The organism is Roseateles sp. (genome assembly GCF_965229315.1).
GTDB lineage: Bacteria > Pseudomonadota > Gammaproteobacteria > Burkholderiales > Burkholderiaceae_C > Pelomonas.
Genome location: NZ_CBDDJA010000002.1, coordinates 1,833,918 through 1,846,588, shown reverse-complemented (window position 1 = coordinate 1,846,588; position 12,671 = coordinate 1,833,918). Strand labels below are relative to the sequence as shown.

General features: G+C 71.7%; 11 protein-coding genes. 9 read left to right on the top strand and 2 right to left on the bottom strand.

What is annotated here, in order from left to right:
• The first annotated feature begins 45 nt into the window (after nucleotides 1–45).
• The 7 genes from ACO07H_RS13350 (at nucleotide 46) to ACO07H_RS13320 (ending at nucleotide 8,132) form a co-directional block, all read left to right on the top strand.
• Nucleotides 46–411, top strand: coding sequence for a GtrA family protein (locus tag ACO07H_RS13350; protein ID WP_422014876.1), 366 nt, complete (start codon nucleotides 46–48; stop codon nucleotides 409–411).
• Complete coding sequence (locus ACO07H_RS13345; RefSeq protein ID WP_422014874.1) at nucleotides 408–1,409, top strand: glycosyltransferase family 2 protein; 1,002 nt, start codon at nucleotides 408–410, stop codon at nucleotides 1,407–1,409. The genes ACO07H_RS13350 and ACO07H_RS13345 overlap by 4 nt, the downstream gene beginning before the upstream one ends.
• Complete coding sequence (locus ACO07H_RS13340) at nucleotides 1,409–2,908, top strand: ArnT family glycosyltransferase (protein ID WP_422014872.1); 1,500 nt, start codon at nucleotides 1,409–1,411, stop codon at nucleotides 2,906–2,908. Before ACO07H_RS13345 ends, ACO07H_RS13340 begins: the two co-directional genes overlap by 1 nt.
• Complete coding sequence (locus ACO07H_RS13335) at nucleotides 2,908–3,741, top strand: ChbG/HpnK family deacetylase (RefSeq protein WP_422014870.1); 834 nt, start codon at nucleotides 2,908–2,910, stop codon at nucleotides 3,739–3,741. The genes ACO07H_RS13340 and ACO07H_RS13335 overlap by 1 nt, the downstream gene beginning before the upstream one ends.
• A gap of 93 nt (nucleotides 3,742–3,834) precedes the next feature.
• Complete coding sequence (gene zwf, locus ACO07H_RS13330; protein WP_422014868.1) at nucleotides 3,835–5,268, top strand: glucose-6-phosphate dehydrogenase; 1,434 nt, start codon at nucleotides 3,835–3,837, stop codon at nucleotides 5,266–5,268.
• The gene (locus ACO07H_RS13325; RefSeq protein WP_422014866.1) at nucleotides 5,255–6,583 is read left to right on the top strand and encodes a glucoamylase family protein; all 1,329 of its coding nucleotides are present in this window, start codon (nucleotides 5,255–5,257) and stop codon (nucleotides 6,581–6,583) included. The genes zwf and ACO07H_RS13325 overlap by 14 nt, the downstream gene beginning before the upstream one ends.
• Before the next feature lie 16 nt (nucleotides 6,584–6,599).
• Nucleotides 6,600–8,132, top strand: coding sequence for a mercuric reductase (locus ACO07H_RS13320; protein WP_422014864.1), 1,533 nt, complete (start codon nucleotides 6,600–6,602; stop codon nucleotides 8,130–8,132).
• On the opposite strand, the gene ACO07H_RS13315 is transcribed toward ACO07H_RS13320, so the two are convergent.
• On the bottom strand, nucleotides 8,100–9,359 hold the full coding sequence (locus ACO07H_RS13315) for an acetate/propionate family kinase (RefSeq protein ID WP_422014862.1): 1,260 nt from the start codon (nucleotides 9,357–9,359) through the stop codon (nucleotides 8,100–8,102). The two genes, ACO07H_RS13320 and ACO07H_RS13315, sit on opposite strands and share 33 nt — an antisense overlap.
• Before the next feature lie 94 nt (nucleotides 9,360–9,453).
• The gene (locus ACO07H_RS13310) at nucleotides 9,454–10,026 is read right to left on the bottom strand and encodes a hypothetical protein (protein ID WP_422014861.1); all 573 of its coding nucleotides are present in this window, start codon (nucleotides 10,024–10,026) and stop codon (nucleotides 9,454–9,456) included.
• A 199-nt stretch (nucleotides 10,027–10,225) separates the two neighbouring features.
• Here ACO07H_RS13310 and ACO07H_RS13305 point away from each other — a divergent pair, with 199 nt between their 5' ends.
• Both ACO07H_RS13305 and ACO07H_RS13300 read left to right on the top strand, forming a co-directional pair.
• Nucleotides 10,226–11,125, top strand: a complete 900-nt coding sequence (locus ACO07H_RS13305; RefSeq protein ID WP_422014859.1) for a helix-turn-helix domain-containing protein — start codon at nucleotides 10,226–10,228, stop codon at nucleotides 11,123–11,125.
• Entirely contained in the window at nucleotides 11,119–12,543 is a 1,425-nt protein-coding gene (locus tag ACO07H_RS13300; RefSeq protein WP_422018638.1) for a dihydrolipoyl dehydrogenase, read from the top strand. Before ACO07H_RS13305 ends, ACO07H_RS13300 begins: the two co-directional genes overlap by 7 nt.
• Nucleotides 12,544–12,671 lie beyond the last annotated feature (128 nt).

The window sequence follows — 12,671 nt, the reverse complement described above, 5'->3', positions numbered from 1 at the left end:
GCTGCGGCGCTACGGTTGCGGCATGCGAAGTTCTGGAGTCACAGCGTGCAGTTTCTGCGCTATGCATTGACAGGCGGCCTGGCCACCGCGGCGCACTACCTTGTGCTGTTCGCGCTGGTGGAGGGCCTGCACGCCGCGGCACCGGCCGCCGCGATGGCCGGCGCGCTGTGCGGCGCGCTCGTGGCCTATGCCGGCAACCGGCATTTCACATTCGGCGGCTCCCCGGCGAGCCACCGCCGGGCACTGCCCCGTTTTGCGACGGTCGCCCTGCTGGGTGCGGCGCTGAACGGCGCCATCGTCTGGCTGGGCTCGGTGGCGCTGGGCCTGCACTACCTGCTGGCCCAGGTGATCGCGACGCTCACCGTGCTGGTGATCGGTTTCCGGCTCAACAGGACCTGGAGCTTTTCATGAACATGCGCACCTGGCGGCCCACGCCCGAACAGACCTGCCTGCTCAGCATCGTGCTGCCGCTGTTCAACGAGGAGGCGGTGCTGCCGCTGCTGCACCGGCGCCTGCTGGCCGCGGTGGCGGATGTCGACGGCGGCGTCGAGATCGTCTATGTGGACGATGGCAGCAGCGATGGCTCGCCCGAGCTGCTCAAGCAGCTGCATGCCAGTTGCCCGATGGTGTCGGTGCTGCGCTTCAGCCGCAACTTCGGCAAGGAGCAGGCCGTCACGGCGGGCCTGCAGTTCGCCAGCGGCGCGGCCGTCATCGTCATGGATGCCGACCTGCAGCATCCGCCCGAGATGATCCCGGAGATGCTGCAGGCCTGGCGCGACGGCGCCGACGTGGTGAACATGCGCCGGCGCAGCCGCGCCGATGAATCCTGGCTGAAGCGCCAGGCGGCGCGCGGCTTCTACCGCGCGATCAACCGGCTCAGCGACATGCCCATCCCGGAGGACGTCGGCGACTTCCGCCTGTTCAGCCGGCGCGCCGTCGATGCGTTGAACCAGCTGCAGGAGCGCAACCGCTTCATGAAGGGCCTGTTCGCCTGGATAGGCTACCGCCAGGTGACGCTGGACTTCGACTGCGGTGAACGCGCCGCGGGCCACAGCAAATGGCGCTTCCGCCAGCTCTGGCACTTCGCCATCGAGGGCATCACCGCCTTCTCGGTCGCGCCGCTGAAGGTGGCGACCAAGGTGGGCCTGGCCAGCGCGCTGCTGTCCTTCGGCCTGGGGCTGTACTTCTTCGTGCGCGCGCTGGCCTACGGCGACCCGGTGCCTGGCTTCCCGACGCTCATCGTCGTCGTGCTGATGCTGGGCGGCCTGCAGATGCTGGCCATCGGCGTGCTGGGCGAGTACATCGGGCGGCTGAGCCTGGAGAGCAAGCGCCGGCCGCTGTTCCTGATCGAGTCCTACGAGCCGGCGACCGCCTACGTGCCGCGCTTTCACCAAGTCTCGGAGCGCTGATGCCGACTGAATCTCTTGCCACCCCGGGCCACCTCGCTCGCCGCTGGATCCTGGTGCTGCTGGCCCTGCTGCTGCTGGCGCGGCTGGCCGCCATGGCCGGGCTGCCGCTGATGGACACGACCGAGGCCCGCTACGGTGAGATCGGCCGCAAGATGGCCGAGCTGGGCGACTGGGTCACGCCCTGGCACGACGCCGGCGTGCCCTTCTGGGGCAAGCCGCCGCTGTCGTTCTGGCTCACGGCGGCCAGCATGCGGCTGCTGGGCGTCAACGAGTTCGCGGCGCGCCTGCCGCACCTGCTGTGCGGCCTGCTGATCGCCGCGCTGGTGTGGCAGTTCGCACGGCGCCGTGCCGGCGAGCGCGAGGCCTTGCTGGCGACCAGCGTGCTGCTGGGCTCGACGCTGTTCTTCGTCTCGGCCGGCGCCGTGATGACGGACGCGGCCCTGGTGCTGTGCACCACGCTGGCCATGTTCGCCTTCTGGTTCTCGCTGGACGCGCGGGACGCCGCCGAGCGGCGCTGGATGGGCTGGCTGTTCTTCGTCGCGCAGGGCCTGGGCCTGCTGGCCAAGGGGCCGGTGGCGGTGGTGCTCAGCGGCCTGCCCATCCTGCTGTGGATCGTCGTCGAGAAGCGCTGGCAGCAGGCCTGGCGCGGTCTGCCCTGGCTGCGCGGCAGCCTGCTGGCGCTGGCCATCGCCGCGCCCTGGTATGTGCTGGCCGAGCTGCGCACGCCGGGGTTCCTGAACTATTTCCTGGTCGGCGAGCATTGGCACCGCTTCGTCACGCCGGGCTGGACCGGCGATCTCTACGGCCACGCCCACGAGTTCGCTCGCGGCACGATCTGGGGCTTTGCCTGGGGCGCGCTGCTGCCCTGGTCCGTGCTGCTGCCGCTGGCGGCCTGGCACTGGCGGCGCACACCGGCGGCGCCCGAGACGCAGCCCTCGCTGCGCCTGTATCTGCTGCTGTCGCTGTTGACGCCGCTGGTCTTCTTCACCGCCGCGCGCAACATCATCTGGACCTACGCCCTGCCTTCGCTGCCAGCGGCGGCGCTGCTGATGGCGCACTGGCTGGCGCGCCGCTCGGTGCGCGCCGAGGCCTGGGTGGCGGCGGGCCTGCTGGTGTCGCTGGCCGGTGCGGGCATCGGCTTCGGGCGGCTGGCGCAGGAGAAGCGGCAGGAGGAACGCAGCGCCAAGGGCCTGGTCAACGCCTATGCCGCCGAGTCGAGTGGCGACCAGCCGCTCATGTATGTCGAGCGCCGGCCGTTCTCGGCCGCGTTCTACAGCCGCGGCCGCGCGCTGCAGCTCAAGCAGCTCAAGGATGCCGTGCCGCACCTCGGCCCGACGGGCGGCTATCTCGTCGTCGAGCAGGGCCAGGACCCGTCGGCCCTCGCGGCGGCCGGCCTGCAGATGCAGGCCCGGGTCGGCCGCTACGGCAACGACGAACTGCTGCGCGTGACCCTGCCCGACCGCCAAGTCGCCGCCACCGAGCGGGCGGCACCCCGTTGATGCAGCGCTGGCGCCGCGTGGCCATCTGCGTGGACGACTTCGGGCTGGACCCGGCCGTCAACGAAGGCGCCATGCAGTTGCTGGAAATGGGGCGCGTGTCCGCCCTGGCCTGCCTGAGCACGGCCGGGGCCTGGCCGGCGGGTGCGCGGCGCCTGAGGTCCGAGGGCGGCGGCAGGGCCGACGTCGGCCTGCACCTGAACCTCAGCGAGGCGTTTGCGCCGGGTCAGTGGCGGCGCCCGCTGGGCCGGCTGATCCTGTCGGCGTACAGCGTGGGCCTGCCGGCCCGCCAGTTGCGCGCGGAGATCGTGGCGCAGTTGGATGCGTTCGAGCAGGAACTGGGCTGCGCGCCCGACTTTGTCGACGGCCACCAGCATGTGCACCAGCTGCCCCAGGTGCGCGATGCGTTGCTGGACGAGCTGCTGCGGCGCTACCCGGGATATCGGCCCTGGCTGCGCCACACGGCACCGCCCGGGCAGAGGCGCCATGCCGTGCCGTTCAAGCATCGGCTGATCGCCGCGCTGGGGGCGTCCCGCCTGGCCGGCCTCGCGGGCGACATGGGGTTCGTGCAGAACCGCGGCATGCTGGGCGTCTACGACTTCCAGGGCACGGCGCAAGCCTATGCCGAGCGGCTGCCGGGCTGGTGCGAGGACCTGCCCGATGGCGGGCTGCTCATCTGCCACGCCGCCCGCGAGGCCCAGCCCGCAGACGGGCTCAGCGCCGCCCGGGTGCGCGAGTTCCAGGTGCTGTCCGGGGCGGGCTTCGGCCAGTTGCTGCAGGCGCAGCGACTCAGCGTGGGCCGGCTGTCGGAACACCTGCGAAGCGCAGCGCCCTAGCGCCTTGGCGCGAGGCCGCCCCCGCCGTCGTGCGGCAGCGCACAGACGCCCGGGGCGCCCGGCACGCACAGTGCCCCGGAGTGCCCCTGCCCCATGCGACGCAACCCGACCGATGCCCGACTGCCGTCTGACGCGCTGGTGGTGTTCGGCATCACCGGCGATCTGGCGCGCCGGCAGATCTTCCCGGCGCTGTATGCGATGTGCCGGCGCGGCACGCTGAACGTGCCGGTGATCGGCATGGCATCCTCGCCGCTGACCCTCGATGCCCTGCGGGCGCGCGCCCGCGACAGCATCGAGCACGGCCGGCCCGCCCGTGACCAGGCCGCGCTGACGCGCCTCTTGGATTCCCTGCACTACGTCAGCGGCGACTACCGGGCGGCCGCCACCTTCGATGCGCTCAGGCTGGCGCTGGGCGCCGCACAGCGCCCGGCGCACTACCTGGCCATCCCGCCGGACCTGTTCCCGGCCGTCATGCAGGGCCTGGGCCGGGCCGGTCTGGCCGCCCAGGCCCGCGTCATCGTCGAGAAGCCCTTCGGCCGCGACCTGGCCTCCGCGCGCGAACTGCATCGCGTGGCGCGGCTGGCGTTCGACGAGGACGCGATCTTTCGCATCGATCACTTCCTGGGCAAGGAGGCGATCATGAACATCCTCTACTTCCGCTTCGCCAACTCGTTCCTCGAACCGATCTGGAACCGCGAGCACGTGGCCAGCGTGCAGGTCACGTTGGCCGAGGACTTCGGCGTCGCCGGCCGGGGGGCGTTCTACGAGAGCGCCGGCTGCCTGCGCGACGTGATGCAGAACCACCTGCTCCAGATCGTCGCGCTGCTGGCGATGGAGCCGCCGGCCAGCCGCGATTTCGAGGCGGTCCATCGCCACAAGGAAGACGTCTTCGAGGCGATGCGCCCGCTGACGCCCGACGACATCGTGCGCGGCCAGTACCTGGGCTACCGGGACGAACCGCAGGTGGCCAACCACTCCGACGTCGAGACCTATTGCGCGCTGCGCCTGCACATCGATTCATGGCGCTGGGGCGGCGTGCCCTGGTATCTGCGGTCCGGCAAGTGCCTGCCTGTCAGCGCCTGCGAAGTGGTGGTGCGCTTCAAGCCGCCGCCGCAGGACTTGTTCGCAGACGCCGCGCCCGGGGACGAGGCGAACTGCCTGCGCTTTCACCTGTCGCCGCATTCGGCCATTTCCCTGCAGGTGCGGGTCAAGCGGGCGGGCAAGGCCTTCGTCGGCGAGCCGCGCGAGTTCACGCTGCTCGAAGAAAACACCGCCGACCCCGCGCCTTACGAACGTCTGCTGACCGACGCAATGAACGGCGACGGGGCCCTCTTCAGCCGCGAAAGCGCCATCGAGGCGGCCTGGGCGGTCGTGGAGCCGGTGCTGCGCGAACACCCGCCGGCCCTCATCTACGAGCCCGGCAGCTGGGGGCCGGCGGCTGCCAATCACTTCATCGCCACCGACGGCGGCTGGCAGAACCCCGACATCGCGCAGCCGCGGCCGATGGCAGCCGATGCAGGCGGCTGAGGGCCGGCGCGGCGCCCTGGCGCGAGTCACTGCGGCCGACGCCCGGATGCTGGAGGACCTGCAGCGCACCGCGTTCGACTACTTCATGAAGCTGACCCGGGCGCACAACGGCTTGGTCGCGGACACCTCGCGGCGCGGTTCACCGGTCAGCATCGCCGCCGTGGGGTTCGGGCTGTCGGCGTACCCGGTGGCGGTGGAGCGCGGCTGGCTGGCGCGCGACGACGCCGTTCAGCGCAGCCTGACCACCTTGCGCTTCTTCGCCGCCAGCGACCAGAGCGGCACCGCAGCGTCCACCGGCTACCGCGGCTTCTACTTCCACTTCCTCGATGTCCAGACGGGGTTGCGGACCTGGCAGTCGGAGCTGTCGTCCATCGACACCGCGCTGCTGGTCATCGGCATGCTGACGGCCGCGGCCTACTTCAGCGGTGCCACGCCGGCCGAGGCCGAGTTGCGGCGGCTGGCAACGGCCTTGTACGACCGCGTGGACTGGCACTGGGCCGAGCATGCCGGTGCCGTGGCGCTGGGCTGGAAGCCCGAATGCGGTTTCCTGAACTACGGCTGGCAGGGCTACAACGAGGCGCTGGTGCTGTACGTGCTGGGGCTGGGTTCACGCACCCACCCGCTGACGGCCGCCAGCTTCCAGGCGTGGACCCTGACCTACCAGTGGGAGAACCTCTACGACATCGACCTGCTGGTGGCCGGCCCGCTGTTCATGCACGAGTTCTCGCACGCGTGGCTGGACTTGCGCGGCATACGCGACCGTTTCATGCGCGAGAAAGGCAGCGACTATTTCGAGAACAGCCGGCGCGCCACGCAGGTGCAGCGGCAGTACGCGATCCGCAACCCGCGCGGCTTTGAGGGCTACGGCCAGGACTGCTGGGGCCTGTCTGCCGGCGACGGCCCCAGCGTCGAGCCGCAAGCCGTGACGGGCCGCCAGCAGACCTTTTATGGCTACGCCGCGCGTGGCGTTCCCTGGGGGCCCGACGACGGCACGATCACCGGCTCGTCCGTCGTCGCGTCGCTGGTGTTCGCGCCCGACATCGCGCTGCCGGCATTGCGCCTGATGTACGGCCAGACGGCGGGAGGCCGCGGCCGCGCGGTGCATGCCAGCGGCTTCAACGCCACCGCCGGCGGCGGCGTGGCTGCTGGCGGCGGCGCGGGCTGGATGTCCGAGGGCGAGTTCGGACTGGACCAGGGCATGATCGTCCTGATGATCGAGAACTTCCGCTCGGGCCTGCTGTGGCGGCTGACGCGCGGCATGTCCTGCGTGCGCGACGGCCTCAAGCGTGCAGGCTTTCGCGGTGGCTGGCTCTAGGCCGGTCCAGGCGCCCATGCCGCTGACCTCGTTGGCCGCCCTCCCCGCCAGGGTGCCGCCGCGGGGAGCAGACGATGCCGAGCGGCTGGACAACGTCAGCCCTGCCGGCTGGCGCAGCCCGCCGCCGCGGCCGGTCTATGAGCTGCTGGTCATCGGCGCCGGGCCGGCGGGGCTGATGGCGGCACGCGCCGCCGCGGCGCTGGGCGTGCACGTGGCCTTGGTCGAACGCCATCAACTGGGCGGCGTCAGCCTGAACGACGGCTGCATCCCGTCCAAGTCGTTGATCCGCACCGGGCGGCTGCTGGCCGACATGCGCAACGCCGTCAACTTCGGCGCGCTGGCGCCGGCCGAGTTCGGCTTCGACTTCCCGGCGGCCATGCGGCGCATGCGCCGCATCACGGCCCGCATCAGCCGCACCGATTCGGCGATGAACCTGGCACGCGAGGGCATCCACCTGTTCTTCGGCACGGCGCGCTTCAGCGGGGCCGACACCGTGGACGTCGACGGCTTGCCCCTTCGCTTCAGGAAGGCCCTCATCGCGACGGGCTCGCGGTCCGCGCTGCCCGACATCCCGGGCCTGGCCGAGGCCGGCTTCCTGACCAACGAGACGGTCTTCGACCTGCAGGTGCTGCCCCACAGCCTGCTCGTCATCGGCGGCGGGCCGTTGGGGTGCGAGCTGGCCCAGGCGTTCGCCCGCTTCGGTTCGCGCACGCTGATCTCGCACAGCGAGCCGCTGTTCCTGCCGCGTGAGGAGCGCGATGCGGCGCAGATGGTGTCCGACGCGCTGGCCCGAGATGGCGTGGAGATCCACCTCAACAGCACGGTGACCAAGGTGTGGATGGAGGGCGGCCACAAGGTCGTCGAGCTGGTGAGCGACGGCAACACGGCGACCACCCGCGTCGACGACATCCTGACCGGCATCGGCCGCATGCCGGCCGTGCTGGGTTTGAACCTCGAAGCGGCCGGTGTGGCGTACGACGCCGTGGCGGGCATCCATGTCGACGACTTCCTGCGCACCAGCAACCCGCGCATCTATGCGGCGGGTGATGTGTGCCTGGCGCACCAGTACACCAACACGGCGCAGGCCTCGGCGCGCATCGTCGTGCGCAATGCGCTCTTCTTCGGGCGTCAGCGCATGAGCACGCTGACGATCCCGTGGTGCACGTACACCGACCCCGAAGTCGCGCACGTGGGCCTGTACGTGAAGGAGGCCCGGCAGCGGCGCATTCCCGTCAAGACCTTCACGGTGCCGATGCACGACGTGAACCGCGCCATCGCCGACGGCGAGGATGATGGCTTCGTGAAGATCCACGTCCGCGAGGGCACCGACAAGATCCTCGGCGCCACCATCGTGGCCCGGCATGCCGGTGAAATGATCAACAGCATCTCGCTGGCGATGGCCGCCGGCATCGGCCTGGGCACGCTGGCGAATGCCATGCACGCCTACCCCACGCAGGGAGAAGGCATTCGCCAGGCCGCGGACGCCTACCTGCGCAGCCGCCTGGCGACGCCGTGGTCAGCCCTGGCGCGCCGTTGGCTGCGGCGATGAGACGACCGGCGGCCGCGGCCCGCACAGCGCCCAGGTGTGGCGGGCAATCTGCGCCTCCTCCTGCGCCGCCAGCACCAGCACCTGGCAACCTTCGGCGTCGCCGCTGACCAGGCCCTGCCCTCGGCGATTGCGAGCCTCGTCGAGCCGCACGCCGTGGCAGCCCAGGTGGGCGCAGATGCCGGCGCGCACCGCCGCATCGTGCTCGCCGATGCCGCCCGTGAAGACGAGCATGTCGGCACCGCCCAGCGCGGTTCGCATCGCGCCCACCGCTTTGGCCACCGAGTAGCAGAACATCTCGACGGCCAGCCGCGCATCGGCGCTGGCAGCGGCCGCCGCGTGCAAGGCCCGCATGTCCCCGCTGAGGCCCGACAGGCCCAGCAGCCCGCTGCGATGGTTGACCAGCCCCTCGACCGCTGCGCCATCAAACGCCATTTCGCGCATCAGGTAGACGAGCACGCCAGGGTCTAGGTCGCCGCTGCGCGTGCCCATGACCACGCCGCCCGCCGGTGTCAGGCCCATGCTGGTGTCGATGGAGATGCCGTCCCGCACGGCGGTGATGCTGGCGCCGTTGCCGAGGTGGGCGATGATGAGGCGCTGCGGCAGCGCAGCGGGGAGTTGCCGCACGACCGATTCGCACGAGAGGCCATGAAAGCCGTAGCGCCGCAGGCCGGCCTCGCGCAGTTCGTGCGGCAGCGGCAGCGTGCGGGCCACGCCCGGCATGCGGGCGTGAAAGCACGTGTCCAGGCAGGCCGCCTGCGGCACGGCCGGGAAGTGCGCGCTGCAGTAGGCGATCACGGCCAGCGCCGGGCCTGTGTGCAGCGGCGCAAACGCGGACGCCGCGTGCAGTGCGTCCAGCACCGCGGCATCGATCACGCAGTGCTCGCTCAGCCGCGGCCCGCCATGCACGATCCGGTGGCCGATGGCCTGGGGCTGCGGGAAACACCCGTCGTCCAGCCATCCTGCCAGCCGCGCCACCGCGGCCCGTTGATCGGGCACGGGGGCGGCTTCATCCAGCAGCGTGCGGCCGGCGCCATCCCTGGCCTGCGTGCGGGCATCCGTGTCGCCGATGCGCTCGGTCTCGCCGGCCAGCAGGCACTCGACGCCGGCCGCCCGCATGCGGTACAGGCCGAACTTGAGCGATGACGAGCCACTGTTCAGTGCCAGCAGGCAGGGCTCGGGCGCGAGCCGCCGGCCCGCATCCCCTGGGGGCGGGGCGACGGCTGTCATGGGCTGCGATCCTCGCTGAGAAGTCGCCCACTCTAGGGCCGCCCGGCCGCTGCTTCCGTGCGCTGCCGCACCGGCGCCCGGCGGCCGCCGGACTTCAATGTCGCGCCGGCGCCAACGGGATCTGCAGGTTCGTCGGCCGGTTCTCCTCGCTGTCGAAGCCGCGCCCATCGATGTGACGGGCGCCCCAGAACAGCAGGCCGTGGCGCAGGTGCACGAGGTCGTGCTCCATGAAGTGCCGGCCCTCGACGAGGCCGAACGGCGCGAAGGTCTTGCCAAAGACGCTCTGCGTGCCGCCGACCGCCCAGCGCGCATAGCCCGCGGCGGCGACCTGGTTCAGCACATCGGCGAAGCCCTGCAGCAAGGGCGTCACCTCGTAGGCCTGGTCGGCGACGAAGTCCACCTTCTGCGCGCCGGGGGCGATGGGATGGTCGCCGCGCCAGGCCATGTGGCCGCGGATCAGCATGCGCGCCAGCGGCACGCGGCCCAGCGGGTCGGCGAAGTTGGTGATGGCCAGCTCGAAGCAATCTCCGGCGAGGCAGCGGAACTCGCGCCGCAGATGGAACGGCTTGAGGCTGCCGTCGGGGTTCTTCAGGCTGCTGGGGCGCAGTTCCGGCGCGAGGCTGTGCCAGTCGCCCAGCAGCTGGGTCTTGAGGTCGTCCAGGGTCATGGCTTGCACTTTCAGGTCTGGCGCTGCGAGACCCAGGGCCAGCGCAGCGCGTCGGGTCCACATCGCAGGGGCCCTCCTTCGCGGCGCAGTATGGGCGGCGCCCGGCGATGGGCGTTAGCCCGAATCGGCAAAACGCGAGCGCAGCGCCGGGCATCCGCGCGGGCTATCCTTGCCCGGCCCGCACAGCCCACAGCAACCCATGGCGATACGCCAGCACGTTTTCGACGACTTCCACCTGCACGGCGCCTCGGCGCCCGAGTGGCAGCAGCGCTACACGCAGCTGTCGCCGGGCCGCATGCGCAGCGCGCTGGTCGAGACGGCCACGCCCGGCCTGCACCTGTTCCGCAAATGGATGAGCGAGCGCGTGGCCCAGCAGGGCTGCCTGCCCGCGGGGCAGCTGTGCTTCGCGCTGCTGCACGGCGCGGGCGCCGGCCAGCCCTGGATGCAGGGCCGGGAACTCGACGACGGCCTGGTGGCCGTGCTGCGCGGCGGCCAGGAGTTCATGCTGCAGCGGCCACCCGGCATGGCGCTGCTGGCGTGCAGCTTCGATGCCGAGTTGTTCCGCCGCCTGCTGGACGCGCGGCCCTGGCGGGCCGGCGCGAATGCCCTGCTCGCGCGAGGTGCCGTGCGCGCACCGTCTGCGGCGCTGCGGGCCCTGCGCAGCGCGCTGCTCGGCCCGCCATCGGCGCCTGCTCTCTTCATGGCGCTGACCGAGGTCTTCGAAGCCGCCGCAGGCCCGGTTCAGCGGGTGGGCAGCGCCTCTGCGGCAGCCCTGGTGGCGCAAAGCCACCGGCTCGTCGCCGCCAGCGGGCAGGAGCCGCCCGACATCGACACCTTGTGCCGGCGCCTGCGCACGAGCCGGCGCAGCCTGCAGAACGGCTTCCGCCAGGTGGCGGACATGACGCCGGTGCACTACCTGCGCAGCCTGCGGCTGAACGCGGTGCGCCAGCGCTTGCTCGCGACGCCGGCGGGTGATCCCCGCGTGTCCCAGGCCGCAGCGGATGCCGGTTTCGAGCACCTGGGCCATTTCGGCACGCGCTACCGCCAGCTCTTCGGCGAACTGCCGTCACAGACCCCCAGAAGGACCCCTTCATCATGACCCTCTCCTGCGACGTCGCCATCATCGGCGCCGGCACGGCCGGCATGGCGGCCTACCGCGCCGCCCAGGTGCACACCGACCGGCTGCTGCTCATCGAGGCGGCGCACTACGGCACCACCTGCGCGCGCGTCGGCTGCATGCCCAGCAAGCTGCTGATCGCGGCGGCGGACGCGGCGCATGGCGTGCGCGAGGCGCATCGCTTCGGCGTGCGGGCCGAAGCGCCGCGCATCGACGGCGTGGCCGTCATGCAGCGCGTGCGCAGCGAGCGGGACCGTTTCGTCGGTTTCGTCGTCGACACCGTGCACGGCTGGCCCGACGCCACGCGCCTGTCCGGGCGTGCGCGCTTCACCGGCACCGGCACGCTGGACGTGGGCGGGCAGCGCGTCGAGGCGCGTGCCGTCGTCATCGCGACCGGGTCGCGCCCGCGCCTCCCGGCCGGCTGGCGCGAGCGGCTGGGCAACCGGCTGATCGTCAACGACGACGTGTTCGACTGGACCGACCTGCCAGCGTCCGTGGCGGTGTACGGTGCCGGCGTCATCGGCCTGGAGCTGGCGCTGGCGCTGCACCGGCTGGGCGTGCGCGTGCGGCTGTTCGCGCGCGGCCCGCGCGTCGGCCCGCTGAGCGACCCGGCGCTTCAGGCACTGGCGGCCGAGCTGTTTGCCGAGGAACTGCCGCTGACGCTGAATGCCGGCGAACTGGACCCCGTGCGGGTCAACGACCAGGTGCTGGTGGGCGGCGAGCATTTCGACCTGCTGCTGTGCGCTGCGGGCCGTGAACCGGCGCTCGACGGCCTCGGCCTGGACACGCTGGGCCTGCCGCGCGACGCGGCGGGCCAGCCCCAGGTGGACCGCCACACCGGCCAATGGGGCCGCAGTGCCGTCTTCATGGCCGGCGACGCCACCGACGACCGGCCGCTGCTGCACGAGGCCTCCGACAGCGGCCGCATCGCCGGCGACAACGCCGCGCGCTGGCCCGACGTGCACCACCGCCCGCGCCGCACGCCGCTGGGCATCGTCTTCAGCGATCCGCAGATGGCCGTGGCCGGCGCCAGCCATGCCGAGCTGACGGCGGCGGGCACCGCGTTCGACACCGGCCGCGTCAGCTTCGCGGACCAGGGCCGCAGCCGCGTCATGCGGGTCAACCGCGGCGGCCTGCATGTCTATGCCGAGCGCGGCACCGGCCGGCTGCTGGGCGCCGAGATGATCGGCCCGGCCGCCGAGCACATCGGCCACCTGCTGGCCTGGAGCGTGCAACGCGGCGACACGGTGCGGCAGATGCTGGACTTTCCGTTCTACCACCCGGTCGTGGAAGAAGGCCTGCGCACCGCACTGCGCCAGTTGCACAGCGACCTGCACCTGCCGGCCCCGCCCATCGAGCGCTGCATGGACTGCGACACCACGGCCGAAGCCGGCGCCTGACGTGCACGGCTGGGGAGATGGCGAGGCCGCCGCTCCCCAAAAGGCCGGCCTGTGACGGTGCAGCCATTGGGCCACGGCGGACCCCTTGAAAATTTTTTGCCAGTTCCTAATTCGGCCCTGACTGGCCG